At 65.7% G+C, this 17,552-nt stretch carries 12 protein-coding genes; 11 read left to right on the forward strand and 1 reads right to left on the reverse strand.

Annotation, left to right across the window (positions count from 1 at the left end):
- Positions 1–2: 2 nt before the first annotated feature.
- From rplA to DFP88_RS08870, 6 genes are all read left to right on the forward strand, one after another.
- Positions 3–710: a 50S ribosomal protein L1 gene (gene rplA, locus DFP88_RS08845; RefSeq protein WP_110814051.1), complete on the forward strand. Its 708-nt coding sequence runs from the start codon at positions 3–5 to the stop codon at positions 708–710.
- A 268-nt stretch (positions 711–978) separates the two neighbouring features.
- A complete protein-coding gene (gene rplJ / locus DFP88_RS08850; RefSeq protein WP_110814052.1) occupies positions 979–1,491 on the forward strand; it encodes a 50S ribosomal protein L10 in 513 nt (170 codons plus the stop codon).
- A gap of 70 nt (positions 1,492–1,561) precedes the next feature.
- On the forward strand, positions 1,562–1,936 hold the full coding sequence (gene rplL / locus DFP88_RS08855; protein WP_110814053.1) for a 50S ribosomal protein L7/L12: 375 nt from the start codon (positions 1,562–1,564) through the stop codon (positions 1,934–1,936).
- 244 nt (positions 1,937–2,180) lie between these two features.
- Positions 2,181–6,323 carry a DNA-directed RNA polymerase subunit beta gene (rpoB, locus tag DFP88_RS08860; RefSeq protein ID WP_110814054.1) on the forward strand — a complete coding sequence of 1,381 codons (4,143 nt, stop codon included), beginning with the start codon at positions 2,181–2,183 and terminating at the stop codon, positions 6,321–6,323.
- A 76-nt stretch (positions 6,324–6,399) separates the two neighbouring features.
- Positions 6,400–10,653 carry a DNA-directed RNA polymerase subunit beta' gene (gene rpoC / locus DFP88_RS08865; RefSeq protein ID WP_110814055.1) on the forward strand — a complete coding sequence of 1,418 codons (4,254 nt, stop codon included), beginning with the start codon at positions 6,400–6,402 and terminating at the stop codon, positions 10,651–10,653.
- Positions 10,654–10,728: 75 nt separating this feature from the next.
- Positions 10,729–11,013: an acylphosphatase gene (locus DFP88_RS08870; protein WP_110814056.1), complete on the forward strand. Its 285-nt coding sequence runs from the start codon at positions 10,729–10,731 to the stop codon at positions 11,011–11,013.
- Positions 11,014–11,018: 5 nt separating this feature from the next.
- Here DFP88_RS08870 and DFP88_RS08875 read toward each other — a convergent pair whose 3' ends face one another.
- Positions 11,019–11,999 carry a glycosyltransferase family 2 protein gene (locus tag DFP88_RS08875; protein ID WP_110814057.1) on the reverse strand — a complete coding sequence of 327 codons (981 nt, stop codon included), beginning with the start codon at positions 11,997–11,999 and terminating at the stop codon, positions 11,019–11,021.
- A gap of 61 nt (positions 12,000–12,060) precedes the next feature.
- On the opposite strand from DFP88_RS08875, the gene DFP88_RS08880 reads away from it, so the two are divergent.
- The 5 genes from DFP88_RS08880 to tuf all read left to right on the forward strand — a co-directional run bounded on the left by DFP88_RS08880 (position 12,061) and on the right by tuf (position 17,518).
- Positions 12,061–12,969 (forward strand): DMT family transporter, encoded by a 909-nt coding sequence (locus DFP88_RS08880; protein WP_110814058.1) that lies wholly within the window; start codon positions 12,061–12,063, stop codon positions 12,967–12,969.
- 290 nt (positions 12,970–13,259) lie between these two features.
- A complete protein-coding gene (gene rpsL / locus DFP88_RS08885) occupies positions 13,260–13,631 on the forward strand; it encodes a 30S ribosomal protein S12 (RefSeq protein WP_110814059.1) in 372 nt (123 codons plus the stop codon).
- A 12-nt stretch (positions 13,632–13,643) separates the two neighbouring features.
- Positions 13,644–14,114, forward strand: a complete 471-nt coding sequence (rpsG, locus tag DFP88_RS08890) for a 30S ribosomal protein S7 (protein WP_110814060.1) — start codon at positions 13,644–13,646, stop codon at positions 14,112–14,114.
- An 18-nt stretch (positions 14,115–14,132) separates the two neighbouring features.
- On the forward strand, positions 14,133–16,256 hold the full coding sequence (gene fusA / locus DFP88_RS08895) for an elongation factor G (protein ID WP_110814061.1): 2,124 nt from the start codon (positions 14,133–14,135) through the stop codon (positions 16,254–16,256).
- 86 nt (positions 16,257–16,342) lie between these two features.
- Complete coding sequence (gene tuf, locus DFP88_RS08900; RefSeq protein WP_110814043.1) at positions 16,343–17,518, forward strand: elongation factor Tu; 1,176 nt, start codon at positions 16,343–16,345, stop codon at positions 17,516–17,518.
- Positions 17,519–17,552 lie beyond the last annotated feature (34 nt).

The following is a 17,552-nucleotide window of genomic DNA, read 5'->3' on the forward strand; positions in this document are numbered from 1 at the left end:
TCATGGCCAAGCTCGGAAAGCGTACGCGCGCTCAGCGCGAAGCCGTGGCCGGCAAGGACAATCTCGACCTGTCCGAAGCCGTTGCCCTGATCAAGTCCAACGCCAAGGCCAAGTTCGACGAGACCATCGAGGTCGCGCTGAACCTGGGCGTCGATCCGCGCCACGCCGACCAGATGGTCCGCGGCTCGGTCACGCTGCCCAACGGCACCGGCAAGACGACCCGCGTGGCCGTCTTCGCTCGTGGCGAGAAGGCCGATGAGGCGAAGGCCGCCGGGGCCGACATCGTCGGCGCCGAGGACCTGATGGAAACCATCCAGGGCGGCACGATCGACTTCGATCGCTGCATCGCGACCCCCGACATGATGTCGGTCGTCGGCCGGCTGGGTAAAATCCTCGGCCCGCGCAACCTGATGCCGAACCCGCGTGTCGGCACGGTGACGATGGACGTCGCGCAGGCTGTCAAGGACGCCAAGGGCGGCCAGGTGCAGTTCCGCGTCGAGAAAGCCGGCGTGATCCACGCCGGTGTCGGCAAGGCCTCCTTCGATGCCGCCAAGCTCGAAGAGAACATCCGTGCCTTCGTCGAGGCGGTGAGCCGCGCGAAGCCCACGGGCGCCAAGGGGACCTACATGAAGAAGGTCTCCGTCAGCTCGACCATGGGCCCGGGCGTCAGCGTCGACGTGGCCTCTGCCGCCGGCAACGCCGCGGCCTGATGAATTCGGGGCGGGCCCCATGGCCCGCCCCACGAAATTCGCTCCGGTTCGCCGGGGCGAGTGGCGGGGAAACCCGTCCTGTCCGAGACGGAGGGCAGGGGCCCAGGCCCCGCAAGTCCTTCCTGAGATGGGGAACGAGACGGATTCCGTTCGATCGGTGCAAGCCGGTCCTTCGGGCGATCTGACCCTCGGGACCCTGATACGGACCCGAACGGCCCCTTCGGGGGCCATATGTGAGCCGGGGGAAACCCCAAACTTGGAGTAAACCGTGGATAGAGCCCAGAAAGAGAAAGTGGTCGATGAACTCGGCCAGATCTTCGAAAGCTCTGGCGTCGTGGTGGTTGCCCACTACGAAGGCATGACGGTCGCCGAAATGCAGGATCTGCGCGCGCAAATGCGTGAAGCAGGCGGATCCGTGCGCGTTGCCAAGAACAAGCTCGCCAAGATCGCCCTCGAGGGAAAGCCTTGCGCCAGCATCGCCAACTACCTCACGGGCATGACCGTGTTGTCCTATTCGGAAGACCCCGTCGCTGCGGCGAAGGTGGTCGACGACTACGCCAAGAAGAACGAGAAGCTCGTTGTTCTTGGCGGTGCGATGGGCGACTCGGCTCTGGATCCGGCCGGTGTGAAAGCCGTGGCCGCCATGCCGTCGCGCGAGGAGCTTATCGCTTCCATCGTCGGCTGCATCGGTGCGCCCGCGTCGAACATCGCCGGGGCCATTGGCGCGCCTGCTTCGAACATCGCGAGCATTCTCTCCACCATCGAAGAGAAGGCTGCGTAAGGCACCTGACCGCTTCCGGGGCTTGAAAGCCCCGGCGTGAGAATACACATCAACGAACGGAAACATGAAAATGGCCGATCTCAAAGCACTCGCCGAACAAATCGTTGGCCTGACCCTCCTCGAGGCGCAGGAACTGAAGACCATCCTCAAGGATGAGTACGGCATCGAGCCCGCCGCCGGCGGCGCCGTCATGATGGCCGGCCCGGCCGGTGGCGACGCCGAGGCTGCCGAAGAGCAGACCGAGTTCGACGTCGTCCTGAAGGACGCCGGCGCTCAGAAGATCAACGTGATCAAAGAAGTCCGCGGCATCACCGGCTTGGGCCTCAAAGAAGCCAAGGAGCTGGTCGAGGCCGGCGGCAAGGTCAAGGAAGGCGCGTCCAAGGACGAAGCCGAAGAAATCAAGACCAAGCTCGAAGCCGCTGGCGCCAAGGTCGAACTGGCCTAAGGCTCTTGCCTTCCGCCTTCGCGCGGAGCTTGCATGACAGGGTCGGGTCCGCGTATCAGCGGGCCCGACCGAACCCGTCTTGGAAGGGGGCATTGCGATGCCCCCGTCTCGGGCAGGTTTTCCGGTCGGGTGCCTCTCGGTGGGACGAGGGGCAAGAATGGACTGGACTTCCCCGTTCGCCAAGGCGGCGCGCCGTACCCCGACGGCCCGCTGCCTGCGACAGACCGGAAAGGTGAACATCCACATGGCTCAATCGTTCCGCGGCCACAAACGCCTGCGCAAGTACTACGGCAAGATCCGTGAAGTGCTTGAGATGCCGAACCTCATCGAGGTTCAGAAAGCCTCCTACGATCTCTTCCTGCGCTCGGGCGACGGCGAGCAGCCGACCGACGGCGAGGGCCTGAAGGGGACGTTCCAGTCGGTCTTCCCGATCAAGGACTTCAACGAGAACGCGACCCTCGAGTTCGTCCGCTACGAGCTCGAGCGGCCGAAGTACGACGTCGAAGAGTGCATGCAGCGCGACATGACCTACAGCGCCCCGCTGAAGGTCACCCTGCGCCTGATCGTCTTCGATACCGACGAGGATACCGGCGCGCGCTCGGTCAAGGACATCAAGGAGCAGGACGTCTTCATGGGCGACATGCCCCTGATGACGCCGAACGGCACCTTCATCGTCAACGGCACCGAGCGGGTCATCGTCTCCCAGATGCACCGCAGCCCCGGCGTGTTCTTCGACCACGACAAGGGCAAGACGCACAGCTCGGGCAAGCTGCTGTTCGCCTGCCGGATCATTCCCTACCGCGGCTCCTGGCTGGACTTCGAGTTCGACGCCAAGGACCTCGTCTTCGCGCGCATCGACCGCCGCCGGAAGCTGCCGGTGACGAACCTGCTCTATGCGCTGGGTCTCGATCAGGAAGGCATCATGAATGCCTACTACGACACGGTCGACTACAGCTACGAGAAGGCCGACAACGGCTGGAAGACCCGGTTCTTCCCCGAGCGCGTGCGCGGCACCCGGCCGCAGCATGACCTGATCGACGCCGACACCGGCGAAGTCATCGCTAAGGCCGGCGAGAAGGTCACCCCGCGCGCGGTCAAGAAGATGATCGACGAGGGCAAGATCACCCACCTGATGGTGCCCTTCGAGCAGATCGCCGGCAAGTTCGTCGCCCGCGACATCATCAACGAGGACACCGGCGCGATCTACGTCGAGGCCGGTGACGAGCTGACGATCGAGCGGAACAAGGAAGGCGAGATCACCGGCGGCACCGTCGTCGAGCTGATGGATGCCGGCGTGACCGAGATCCCGGTCCTCGACATCGACAACATCAACGTCGGTCCCTACATCCGCAACACCGTGATCGCCGACAACAAGGCGTGGAACCGCGAGTCCGCGCTGATGGAGATCTACAAGGTGATGCGGCCGGGCGAGCCGCCGACCGTCGATGCCGCCAGCAACCTCTTCGACAGCCTGTTCTTCGACGCCGAGCGCTACGACCTGTCGGCCGTGGGCCGGGTCAAGATGAACATGCGTCTCGACCTCGACGCCGAGGACACGCAGCGCACGCTGCGCAAGGAAGACATCATCTCCTGCATCAAGGCTCTGGTCGAGCTGCGTGATGGCAAGGGCGAGATCGACGACATCGACCACCTCGGCAACCGCCGGGTCCGGTCCGTCGGCGAGCTGATGGAAAACCAGTACCGCGTCGGCCTGCTGCGGATGGAGCGCGCCATCAAGGAGCGCATGTCCTCGGTCGAGATCGACACGGTCATGCCGCAGGACCTGATCAACGCGAAGCCCGCGGCGGCGGCGGTGCGTGAATTCTTCGGCTCCTCGCAGCTGTCGCAGTTCATGGACCAGACCAACCCGCTGTCCGAGGTGACGCACAAGCGTCGTCTCTCGGCGCTTGGCCCGGGCGGTCTGACGCGCGAGCGCGCCGGCTTCGAGGTGCGCGACGTGCACCCGACGCACTACGGCCGCATGTGCCCGATCGAAACGCCGGAAGGCCCGAACATCGGCCTGATCAACAGCCTCGCGACCTTCGCGCGGGTGAACAAGTACGGCTTCATCGAGACCCCCTACCGCGTCGTGACGGACGGGCAGGTGACCGATGAAGTCCACTACATGTCCGCCACCGAAGAGATGCGGCACACGGTCGCCCAGGCGAACGCGACGCTGGACGAGAACGGCAAGTTCACCAACGAGATGGTGAACACCCGGCAGAAGGGCGACTACACGCTCGCCCCGATCGAAAGCGTCGATCTGATCGACGTCTCGCCCAAGCAGCTGGTCTCCGTGGCCGCGGCGCTGATCCCGTTCCTCGAGAACGACGACGCCAACCGCGCCCTCATGGGCTCGAACATGCAGCGTCAGGCCGTGCCGCTTCTTCAGGCCGAGGCGCCGCTCGTCGGCACCGGCATGGAAGCGAAGGTCGCCGAGGATTCCGGCGCCTCCGTCATGGCGCGCCGCGCCGGCATCATCGACCAGATCGATGCCGAGCGGATCGTCGTGCGTGCCACCGAGGATCTCGAGGTCGGTGATCCCGGCGTCGACATCTACCGGATGCGCAAGTTCCAGCGGTCGAACCAGAACACCTGCATCAACCAGCGTCCGCTGGTGAAGGTGGGCGATACGGTCGTGAAGAACGAGGTGATCGCCGACGGCCCCTCCACCGACATGGGGGAACTGGCGCTCGGCAAGAACGTCATCGTCGCCTTCATGCCGTGGAACGGCTACAACTACGAGGACTCCATCCTCATCTCCGAGCGGATCGTGAAGGACGACGTCTACACCTCGATCCACATCGAGGAGTTCGAGGTCGCGGCCCGTGACACCAAGCTCGGACCGGAGGAGATCACGCGCGATATCCCGAACGTCGGCGAGGAAGCCCTGCGCAACCTCGACGAGGCCGGCATCGTCTACATCGGCGCCGAGGTCGGGCCGGGCGATATCCTCGTGGGCAAGATCACCCCCAAGGGCGAAAGCCCGATGACGCCGGAAGAAAAGCTTCTGCGCGCCATCTTCGGTGAAAAGGCCTCGGACGTGCGCGATACCTCGCTGCGGCTTCCGCCGGGCGACGCGGGCACCATCGTCGAAGTGCGGGTCTTCAACCGGCACGGCGTCGAGAAGGACGAGCGCGCCCTGCAGATCGAGCGCGACGAGGTCGAGCGCCTCGCCCGCGACCGTGACGACGAGCTCGCGATCCTGGACCGCAACATCTATGCGCGCCTCAAGGACCTGATCCTGGGCAAGCAGGCGGTGAAGGGCCCGCGCGGCGTCAAGGCGAACAGCCAGATCACGGAAGAGGTCCTCGAAAGCCTCAGCCGCGGTCAGTGGTGGCAGCTCGCCCTCGCGGACGAGGACGACGCCAAGATCATGGAGGCCCTGAACGAGCAGTACGAGATCCAGAAGCGGACTCTCGATGCGCGCTTCGAGGACAAGGTCGAGAAGGTCCGTCGTGGCGACGACCTGCCGCCGGGCGTCATGAAGATGGTCAAGGTCTTCGTCGCGGTGAAGCGCAAGCTGCAGCCGGGCGACAAGATGGCCGGCCGTCACGGCAACAAGGGTGTCGTGTCCCGCGTCGTGCCGCAGGAGGACATGCCGTTCCTCGCTGACGGAACGCCCGTGGACTTCTGTCTGAACCCGCTGGGTGTGCCGTCGCGCATGAACGTCGGGCAGATCCTCGAGACCCACATGGGTTGGGCCAGCCGCGGTCTGGGCATCCAGATCGATCAGGCGCTGCAGGACTACAAGCGGTCCGGCGACCTGACCCCGGTGCGCGAGGCGATGCGCATCGCCTACGGCGAAGAGGCCTACGAGGAGGGCATCGGCGAGATGGACGAGGGGCGTCTTCTGGACGCCGCCGAGGCCGTCACCCGCGGTGTTCCGATCGCGACGCCGGTCTTCGACGGCGCCAAGGAGCCCGACGTCAACGAGATGCTGCGCAAGGCAGGCTTCGACGAGAGCGGCCAGTCCGACCTCTTCGACGGGCGCACCGGCGAGAAGTTCAGCCGGCAGGTGACCGTGGGCATGAAGTACCTGCTCAAGCTGCACCATCTCGTGGACGACAAGATCCACGCGCGCTCGACCGGGCCCTACAGCCTCGTCACCCAGCAGCCGCTGGGCGGTAAGGCGCAGTTCGGTGGCCAGCGCTTCGGCGAGATGGAGGTCTGGGCCCTCGAGGCTTACGGCGCCGCCTACACGCTGCAGGAAATGCTGACCGTGAAGTCGGACGACGTGGCCGGACGGACCAAGGTCTACGAGAGCATCGTCAAGGGCGAGGACAACTACGAAGCCGGTGTGCCGGAATCGTTCAACGTCCTCGTCAAGGAAGTGCGCGGCCTCGGCCTCAACATGGAACTCCTGGATTCGGAGGCGGAGGAATAACGACTCACGCCGTCGTCGGGTGCGCGGACCCCGCGCACCCGCCCTTCGCATCCCGATCGAATTCAAAGGATTCACGATGAACCAGGAACTGACGAACAACCCGTTCAATCCGCTGACCCCGACGAAGGCCTTCGACGAGATCAAGGTCTCTCTGGCGTCGCCGGAGCGGATCCTCAGCTGGTCCTACGGCGAGATCAAGAAGCCGGAAACCATCAACTACCGCACGTTCAAGCCCGAGCGTGACGGCCTGTTCTGTGCGCGCATCTTCGGCCCGATCAAGGACTACGAGTGCCTCTGCGGCAAGTACAAGCGCATGAAGTATCGCGGCGTCGTCTGCGAGAAGTGCGGCGTCGAGGTCACCCTGCAAAAGGTGCGCCGCGAGCGGATGGGCCATATCGAGCTTGCCGCCCCCGTCGCCCACATCTGGTTCCTCAAGTCGCTTCCCAGCCGGATCGGCCTCATGCTCGACATGACGCTGCGCGATCTGGAGCGGATCCTGTACTTCGAGAACTACGTGGTGATCGAGCCGGGCCTGACCGACCTGACCTACGGCCAGCTGATGACCGAAGAGCAGTACATGGACGCGCAGGACCAGTACGGCTCCGACGCGTTCCAGGCGAACATCGGTGCCGAGGCCATCCGCGAAATGCTGGCCGCCATCGACCTCGAGGGCGAGGCCGACCAGCTGCGCGCCGACCTCAAGGAGGCCACCGGCGAGCTGAAGCCCAAGAAGATCATCAAGCGTCTGAAGATCGTCGAAAGCTTCCTCGAGTCCGGCAACCGTCCCGAGTGGATGATCATGACCGTGATTCCGGTCATCCCGCCCGAGCTGCGCCCGCTGGTGCCGCTGGACGGTGGCCGCTTCGCGACCTCTGACCTGAACGACCTCTATCGCCGGGTGATCAACCGGAACAACCGCCTCAAGCGGCTGATCGAGCTGCGCGCGCCCGACATCATCGTCCGCAACGAAAAGCGGATGCTGCAGGAATCGGTCGACGCGCTGTTCGACAACGGTCGCCGCGGCCGAGTCATCACGGGCGCCAACAAGCGTCCGCTGAAGTCGCTGTCCGACATGCTCAAGGGCAAGCAGGGCCGCTTCCGCCAGAACCTTCTCGGCAAGCGGGTCGACTTCTCGGGCCGTTCGGTCATCGTGACCGGCCCCGAGCTGAAGCTGCACCAGTGCGGCTTGCCCAAGAAGATGGCGCTCGAGCTGTTCAAGCCCTTCATCTACTCGCGTCTCGAGGCGAAGGGTCTGTCGAGCACCGTCAAGCAGGCCAAGAAGCTGGTCGAGAAGGAGCGTCCGGAAGTCTGGGACATCCTCGACGAGGTGATCCGCGAGCATCCCGTGATGCTCAACCGCGCCCCGACGCTGCACCGCCTCGGCATCCAGGCCTTCGAGCCGCAGCTGATCGAGGGCAAGGCCATCCAGCTTCACCCGCTGGTCTGCTCGGCCTTCAACGCCGACTTCGACGGCGACCAGATGGCCGTTCACGTGCCCCTCTCGCTGGAAGCCCAGCTCGAGGCGCGCGTCCTGATGATGTCCACGAACAACGTGCTGTCGCCCGCCAACGGCGCGCCGATCATCGTGCCGTCGCAGGACATGATCCTTGGCCTCTACTACACGACCATCATGCGTGAAGGCATGCTGGGCGAGGGGAATGCCTACGGCTCCGTCGAAGAGGTCGAGCAGGCGCTGACCGCCGGCGCGCTGCACATGCACGCCCGGATCACGGCGCGCATCAAGCAGATCGACAGCGAGGGCAACGAGGTCGTCGAGCGGGTCGAGACGACGCCGGGCCGCCTGCGGCTGGGCGCGCTCCTGCCGCTGAACGCCAAGGCTCCCTTCGAGCTGGTGAACCGCCTTCTGCGTAAGAAGGAGGTGCAGCAGGTCATCGACACCGTCTACCGCTACTGCGGCCAGAAAGAGTCGGTCATCTTCTGCGACCAGATCATGACCATGGGCTTCCGCGAAGCCTTCAAGGCCGGCATCAGCTTCGGCAAGGATGACATGGTCATCCCCGAGACGAAGTGGACGCTGGTCGAAGAGACCCGCGACCAGGTCAAGGACTTCGAGCAGCAGTACATGGACGGCCTGATCACTCAGGGCGAAAAGTACAACAAGGTCGTCGACGCCTGGTCCAAGGCGAACGACCGCGTCACCGATGCGATGATGTCCACGATCTCGGCCACCCAGCACGACGAGGACGGGTCCGAGCAGGAGCCGAACAGCGTCTACATGATGGCGCACTCCGGTGCGCGTGGCTCTGTCACCCAGATGAAGCAGCTGGGCGGGATGCGCGGCCTGATGGCCAAGCCCTCGGGCGAGATCATCGAGACGCCGATCATCTCGAACTTCAAGGAAGGTCTGACCGTGCTGGAGTACTTCAACTCCACCCACGGTGCCCGGAAGGGTCTGTCGGATACCGCCCTGAAGACCGCCAACTCGGGCTACCTGACCCGTCGTCTCGTCGACGTGGCGCAGGACTGCATCGTGCGCGAGCATGACTGCGGCACCGACAAGGCGATCACCACCTCGAACGCCATCAACGACGGCGAAGTGGTGGCGACGCTGGGCGAGCGCGTGCTGGGCCGTGTCGCGGCCGAGGACGTGATGATGCCGGGCACCGACGAGGTCATCGTCGCCCATGGCGAGCTGATCGACGAGCGGCGTGCCGACATCATCGAGAATGCGAACCTGCAGTCGGTCCGCATCCGTTCCCCCCTGACCTGTGAGGCCGAGGACGGCGTCTGCGCCATGTGCTACGGGCGCGACCTTGCCCGCGGCACCATGGTCAACCAGGGCGAGGCTGTCGGCATCATCGCCGCGCAGTCGATCGGCGAGCCGGGCACCCAGCTGACGATGCGGACCTTCCACATCGGCGGCGTTGCGCAGGGTGGCCAGCAGTCCTTCCTCGAGGCCGGTCAGGCCGGCAAGATCCTGTTCAAGAACCCGCAGCTTCTCGAGAACGCGGCGGGCGAGCAGATCGTCATGGGCCGGAACATGCAGGTCGTCATCATCAACGACGAGGGCGAGGAGCGGGCCACCCACAAGGTCGGCTACGGCACCAAGATCCACGTCCGCGAGGATCAGGACGTGCAGCGCGGCGACAAGCTGTTCGAATGGGATCCCTATACCCTGCCGATCATCGCCGAGCGGGACGGCAAGGCGCGCTTCGTCGACCTGGTGAACGGCATCGCCGTGCGCGAGGAGACGGACGATGCGACGGGCATGACCCAGCGCATCGTGACGGACTGGCGTTCGGTGCCCAAGGGCAACGAGCTCAAGCCCGAGATCCTGATCCTCGGCGAGGATGGCGAGCCGGTCCGCAACGAAGCGGGCAACCCGGTCAGCTACCAGATGTCGGTGGATGCGATCCTCTCGGTCGAGGATGGCCAGGACGTCGCCGCCGGCGACGTGGTGGCGCGTATTCCGCGGGAAGGCGCGAAGACGAAGGACATCACCGGTGGTCTGCCGCGTGTGGCCGAACTCTTCGAAGCCCGCCGTCCCAAGGACCACGCGATCATCGCCGAGATCGACGGCTACGTGCGCTTCGGCAAGGACTACAAGAACAAGCGCCGCATCGCGATCGAGCCCTCGGAAGAGGGGCGCGACAAGGTCGAGTACATGGTCCCCAAGGGCAAGCATATCCCGGTGCAGGAAGGCGACTTCGTGCAGAAGGGCGATTACATCATGGACGGCAATCCTGCGCCGCATGATATTCTCGCCATCATGGGTGTCGAAGCTCTGGCCGATTACATGGTCGCCGAGGTTCAGGACGTCTACCGACTGCAGGGCGTGAAGATCAACGACAAGCACATCGAGGTGATCGTTCGCCAGATGCTGCAGAAGATCGAGATCCTCGACAGCGGCGAGACGACCCTTCTCAAGGGCGAGCATGTCGACAAGGCCGAGTTCGACGAGGCCAACGCCAAGGCCGAAGCGAAGAAAGGCCGCATCGCGAGCGGCATGCCGGTCCTTCTGGGCATCACCAAGGCCTCGCTGCAGACCCGCAGCTTCATCTCGGCCGCCTCCTTCCAGGAGACGACCCGGGTGCTGACCGAGGCTTCGGTGCAGGGCAAGCGCGACAAGCTTGTCGGCCTGAAGGAGAACGTGATCGTCGGTCGCCTGATCCCCGCCGGCACCGGCGGTGCGACCAGCCGGGCGCGCAAGATCGCGGCCGATCGCGACAACGTCGTGATCGAGGCCAAGCGCGAGCAGGCCGAGCAGGCCGCGGCCCTGGCCGCCCCGCAGGAGAGCTTCGACTCTCAGGCGGGCGATCAGGAGGGTTACGACTCGATGATCGTCGAGACCCCGGAAAGCCGCGACTGACCGCGTCAGCGGCATGATGACGGGCCCCGCCGGGCGATCGGCGGGGCCCTTTTTCTTTGGGAAGGAGGACCGGGGATGAGCGATGAGAAAGCCCTGAAGGCACGGGTCTTTGGGCGGGTGCAGGGCGTCTCGTTCCGCGCCTGGACGCGCGAGACGGCCAGCGCGCTCGGCCTGGCCGGCTGGGTCCGCAACGAGAGCGACGGCAGCGTGCTGGCGCTGCTGCGCGGCCCGGTGCCGCAGGTCGAGTCCATGCTGGCCCGCCTGCACGAAGGGCCCGAGGCGGCCCAGGTCGATTCCGTCGACACCTACGAGGTCGATCTGGACCGCACCGCCCCCATGGGCTTCGAGATCCTGCGCTAGCGCCCTCAGCCGGCGGAGGCGGCCATGTGGTGCCGCCAGCGGGCGTCCCCGGTCGGATCCTCCCCTTGGCTGCGGCACAGCCGCGCCGCGTAATCGGCGCAGCACAGGTGATGAAGCCTGGCGACATGCGGCAGGGCCATGGCCTCGGCGCGCATCGCGTCGAAGCGCGCGGCATGGCGCAGGGCGCTGTCGTCGAGGCAGTCCACCCTGTCGCGGATGCGGAAGTAGCGCGTCCCGTAGCGGTCCTTCATTCCCGTCGCGCTCAGCGTGCCGCGCTTGAGCGCGTAGCTCTCCTCCCAGCGCAGGGCGTAGTGGTTCATCTGCGCCAGCCGGTGCGTGATGCGCCCCGGCGCTGTCTGCCGCACCGGGCGGTCCTGTGCGGCGAACCCCTCCAGCGCGCGCCCCTCGCAATCGACCCAGAGCGGCGGCGGGCCGGCGCGGCCATGCGGTGCATGATCGTCCCAGCGCGGGAAGGAGAGCGGATCGCGGACCAGCGACTTGAACGAGACATTGGGCGCGAAACCCGGCGGGCCGCAGCGCAGGAAGCTGCGGTGCATCGGCCGGTCCTGCCAGCGCCGCTGGCCGTCGGTGCCGAAGACCCGCCAGTGCAGCGCCATCCCGTCGAAGCCGCCGCCGCTGCGGGCGAGGAACCCAGCGATATCCTCGGCCTCGTGCAGCACCAGAAGCTCGTCGGCATCGCAGGTCAGCAGCCAGTCGGCGCGCGCCACCGCGGGATGCGCCCGCGCGGCGCGCATCGCGGTGACCTTGGCGCCGCGGTGGGGCAGGGGGCTGTGCTCCAGCCACTCCAGCCAGCCGGCCTTGGCGAAAGCCTCGAGCAGCTGGGGCGAATGGTCGGTGCAGTCGTTCACCGCGATCAGGATCTCGAAGCCGAGCATCCGGTACCAGCACACCCATTCGAGCACGAAGGCGCCCTCGTCGCGCATCGCGGCAAAGACGAGGTGGCGCTGCGCCGCATCTCTCACCATGCGTCAGCCTAGGCCCACGGGGCCTCTGGCGTCCATCCCCGGCGGCTGCTAGGCGCGGGCCATGGCTGGCCTGAACGACAATACGCGCGGCGCGCTTCTGATGGTGATCTCGATGCTGTCGTTCACGACGAACGACACGCTGATCAAGCTGGCCCTGCGCGACCTGCCGCTGTTCCAGTCCATCTTCATCCGCGGCTGCTGCGCGACCCTGATCCTCGGGCTGATCGCTTGGCGGATGGGGCAGCTCGGGTCCTGGCCCACGGGGCGGGACCGGACGCTGATGCTGGCCCGGACCCTCTGCGAAGCCCTTGGCACATGGTGTTTCTTCACCGCGCTGCAGCACATGCCGCAGGCGACGCTGACCGCCATCGTGCAGACCGCGCCGCTGACCATCACGCTGGGCGCCGCGCTGGTGCTGAACGAGCGGGTGGGCTGGCGCCGGATCAACGCGATCCTGATCGGCTTTGCCGGAGTGCTGCTGATCGTCAGGCCTGGCGCCAATGCCCTCGGCGGCTACGCCATTTTCGCGCTCGGCGCGCTGGCCTGCGTCACGGTGCGCGACCTCTGTGCCCGGGCGATGTCGCCTGTCCTGCCCTCGGTTCTCGCCGCGCTGGCTGTCTCGGCCGGGCTGACGGTCTTTGCCGGGGTCGGCAGCGGGATCGAGGGCTGGCAGCCGGTCTCGGCGCCGCCCTTGCTGTTCATCGCGCTGGCCGGGCTCTGCATCGTCTCGGGGTTCATCACCGCCGTCTCGGCGATGCGCGTGGGCGAGATCGGGGCCGTCGCTCCCTTCCGCTACACCAGCCTCGTCGCGGCCCTGATCCTGGGCCTTCTGGTCTTCGGCGAATGGCCCGATGCGCTGACCCTCGTGGGGGCGGCGCTGATCGTGGCGAGCGGCCTCTTTACGCTCTACCGCGGGCGCAAGACAGGCGCGGCGGCCGTGGCGCAGGCGGCCGAGCCGCCGCAGCCCTGACGCGGGCAGGGGCCTTCCGCAGGGGTTACCGCCATGTTGACACCCCGCGCGACTCTCCGTATAGGACTTCCACTCGGGCTGGGGGCACCTTCGTCTTCGCCCTGATATCAGAGCTGAAGTGGTCACGATCCGGGCCGAAAGACGCCCCGATCCTCTGAAGGCCCACCGCATCGGATCCGCACAGGGTTCGTTCGCGGGTTTTTGTGCTTTACGGACGCGTGGAGCGCGCCAAGGAAACCGGCGGGTCCGAGCGGTCCGCGAACGAGAATGGAAGTGGGGATCAACGCCCAATGCCGACAATCCAGCAGCTGATCCGCAAGCCGCGGCAGCCCAAAGTCATCAAGTCGAAGTCGCAGCACCTCGAGAGCTGCCCTCAGAAGCGCGGCGTCTGCACGCGCGTCTACACCACGACGCCGAAGAAGCCGAACTCGGCCATGCGGAAGGTCGCCAAGGTGCGCCTGACCAATGGCTACGAGGTCATCTCCTACATCCCGGGCGAAAGCCACAACCTGCAGGAACACAGCGTCGTGCTGATCCGCGGCGGCCGGGTGAAGGACCTTCCGGGCGTCCGCTACCACATCCTGCGCGGTGTGCTCGACACGCAGGGCGTCAAGAACCGTAAGCAACGCCGGTCGAAGTACGGCGCCAAGCGTCCGAAGTAAGGGAACCGATAGATGTCGCGTCGTCACGCCGCCGAGAAACGAGAGATCCTGCCCGACGCCAAGTTCGGCGACAAGGTCGTCTCGAAGTTCATGAACAACCTGATGGTGGACGGCAAGAAAGCCGTCGCCGAACGGATCGTCTACAACGCATTCGACCGCGTCGAGGGCCGCATCAAGCGCGAGCCCGTCGAGGTGTTCCACGAGGCGCTGGACAACATCAAGCCGAGCGTCGAGGTCCGCTCCCGCCGGGTCGGCGGCGCGACCTACCAGGTCCCCGTCGAGGTGCGCCCCGAGCGCCGCGAGGCGCTTGCGATCCGCTGGCTGATCGATGCCAGCAAGAAGCGCAACGAGAACACGATGGAAGAGCGTCTGGCCGGTGAGCTGGCCGATGCCGTCAACGGTCGCGGCACCGCCGTGAAGAAGCGCGAAGACACTCACAAGATGGCCGACGCGAACCGCGCGTTCAGCCACTACCGCTGGTAAGCGGAAAAGGAGGCCAGCATGGCTCGCGATTATCCCCTTCAGCGATACCGCAACTTCGGCATCATGGCCCACATCGATGCCGGCAAGACCACGACCACGGAGCGGATCCTGTTCTACACCGGCCGGTCGCACAAGATCGGTGAAGTCCACGATGGCGCAGCCACCATGGACTGGATGGAGCAGGAGCAGGAGCGGGGAATCACCATTACCTCCGCTGCGACGACCACCTTCTGGCAGCGTCAGGAAGACCCGACCGTCGAGGGCACGTCCGATACGAAGTACCGCTTCAACATCATCGACACCCCCGGCCACGTCGACTTCACGATTGAAGTCGAGCGTTCGCTCGCCGTTCTCGACGGTGCGATCTGCCTGCTGGACGCCAACGCCGGCGTCGAGCCGCAGACCGAGACTGTCTGGCGTCAAGCCGACCGCTACAAGGTCCCGCGGATCGTCTTCGTCAACAAGATGGACAAGATCGGCGCCGACTTCTTCAACTGCGTGAAGATGATCCGCGAGCGTACCGGTGCGAACCCGGTTCCGATCGCGCTGCCGATCGGCGCCGAGGACCACCTCGAGGGCATCATCAACCTCGTGACGATGGAAGAGTGGGTCTGGCAGGGTGAAGACCTGGGCGCCTCCTGGGTGCGCCAGCCGATCCGTGCCGAGCTGAAGGACCTCGCCGACGAGTGGCGCGCCACCCTGGTGGAGAATGCCGTCGAGCAGGACGACACCGCCATGGAGGCCTACCTCGAGGGGCAGGAGCCGGACACCGACACCCTGCGCGACCTGATCCGCAAGGGCACGCTGAACCTGAGCTTCGTTCCCGTCGCCGCCGGTTCCGCCTTCAAGAACAAGGGCGTTCAGCCGCTGCTGAACTTCGTGATCGACTACCTGCCCAGCCCGCTGGACGTTCCGCCCTACATGGGCTTCTCGCCGGATGACGAGACCGAGACCCGGAACATCGAGCGTCGCGCCGGTGACGAGGAGCCCTTCGCGGGCCTCGCGTTCAAGATCATGAACGACCCCTTCGTCGGCAGCCTGACCTTCACCCGCGTTTACTCGGGTGTCCTGAGCAAGGGCGACTCGATCATCAACTCGACCAAGGGGCGCCGTGAGCGCATTGGCCGGATGATGATGATGCATTCGAACTCTCGTGAAGAGATCGAATGGGCGGGTTCGGGCGACATCATCGCGCTGGCCGGTCTGAAAGAGACCACCACCGGCGACACGCTCTGCGATCCGAACAAGCAGGTCGTGCTCGAGACGATGACCTTCCCCGATCCGGTCATCGAGATCGCGGTCGAGCCCAAGACCAAGGCCGACCAGGAGAAGATGTCCGCCGGCCTGCAGCGTCTGGCTGCCGAGGACCCGTCCTTCCGCGTCGAGACCGACCTCGAGTCGGGCCAGACGATCATGAAGGGCATGGGCGAACTTCACCTCGACATCCTGGTCGACCGCCTCAAGCGGGAGTTCAAGGTCGAGGCGAACATCGGTGCGCCGCAGGTGGCCTATCGGGAGACCATCGGTCACGAGATCGAGCATACCTACACCCACAAGAAGCAGTCGGGTGGTTCGGGTCAGTTCGCCGAGGTCAAGCTGGTCATCAGCCCGACAGAGCCGGGCGAAGGCTACTCCTTCGAGAGCAAGATCGTCGGCGGCTCGGTGCCCAAGGAATACATCCCGGGCGTCGAGAAGGGCATCAAGTCGGTCATGGACTCCGGTCCGCTCGCCGGCTTCCCGGTGATCGACTTCAAGGTCGCGCTGATCGACGGCAAGTTCCACGACGTGGACTCCTCGGTCCTGGCCTTCGAGATCGCGTCGCGGATGGCGATGCGGGAGGGCCTTCGCAAGGCCGGCGCGCAGCTGCTCGAGCCGATCATGAAGGTCGAGGTGACGACGCCGGAAGAGTATACCGGTGGCGTGATCGGGGACCTCACCAGCCGTCGTGGCCAGGTGCAGGGCCAGGACAGCCGCGGCAACGCGATCGCGATCGAGGCCTTCGTTCCGCTGGCCAACATGTTCGGCTACATCAACACGCTCCGCTCGATGACCTCGGGCCGTGCGCAGTTCACGATGCAGTTCGACCATTACGAGCCGGTGCCGCAGAACATCTCGGAAGAGATTCAGAAGAAATTCGCCTAAGAGCGGTGCGCGCCCCGGCGCGCACCCTACCCACCCTGTAGGGTGCGTGGAAACCACGCAGCGCCCGAAGACAAAAGGATGAGACCATGGCCAAGGCCAAGTTCGAACGCAACAAACCGCACGTGAACATCGGGACCATCGGTCACGTCGATCACGGCAAGACCACCCTGACCGCCGCCATCACGAAGTACTTCGGCGACTTCCAGGCCTACGACCAGATCGATGCGGCCCCCGAGGAAAAGGCGCGCGGGATCACCATCTCGACCGCCCACGTCGAGTACGAGACCGGCAGCCGGCACTATGCCCACGTCGACTGCCCCGGCCACGCCGACTACGTGAAGAACATGATCACCGGTGCCGCCCAGATGGACGGCGCGATCCTGGTCGTGAACGCCGCCGACGGCCCGATGCCGCAGACGCGCGAGCACATCCTGCTCGGCCGTCAGGTCGGCATCCCCTACATGGTCGTCTACCTCAACAAGGTCGACCAGGTGGATGACGAGGAGCTGCTGGAGCTCGTCGAGATGGAAGTCCGTGAGCTGCTGAGCTCCTACGACTACCCGGGCGACGACATCCCGATCGTCAAGGGTTCGGCCCTGGCCGCCCTCGAGGGCCGCGACGAGGAGATCGGCGAGAAGTCGATCAAGGCGCTGATGGATGCCGTGGACGAGTACATCCCGACCCCGGCGCGTCCCGTCGACCAGCCCTTCCTGATGCCGATCGAGGACGTCTTCTCGATCTCCGGCCGCGGCACCGTCGTGACCGGCCGCGTCGAGCGCGGTGTCATCAACGTCGGCGACGAGATCGAGATCGTCGGCATCCGCGACACCAAGAAGACGACCTGCACGGGCGTCGAGATGTTCCGCAAGCTGCTGGACCGCGGTGAAGCCGGCGACAACATCGGCGCGCTGCTGCGCGGTGTCGACCGTGAGGGCGTCGAGCGCGGCCAGGTGCTGTGCAAGCCCGGCTCGGTCAAGCCGCACACCAAGTTCGAGGCCGAGGCCTACATCCTGACCAAGGAAGAAGGCGGCCGTCACACGCCGTTCTTCGCGAACTACCGCCCGCAGTTCTACTTCCGCACGACGGACGTGACCGGCACGGTGGTCCTGCCCGAGGGCACCGAGATGGTGATGCCCGGCGACAACCTGAAGTTCAACGTCGAGCTGATCGCCCCGATCGCGATGGAAGACGGCCTGCGCTTCGCCATCCGTGAAGGCGGCCGCACCGTCGGCGCCGGCGTCGTCGCCAAGATCATCGAGTGATGAACCGGTAGGGCGCGGCCAAGGCCGCGCTCTG

The sequence above is a fragment of the Pseudoroseicyclus aestuarii genome, assembly GCF_003217255.1.
Lineage (GTDB): Bacteria > Pseudomonadota > Alphaproteobacteria > Rhodobacterales > Rhodobacteraceae > Pseudoroseicyclus > Pseudoroseicyclus aestuarii.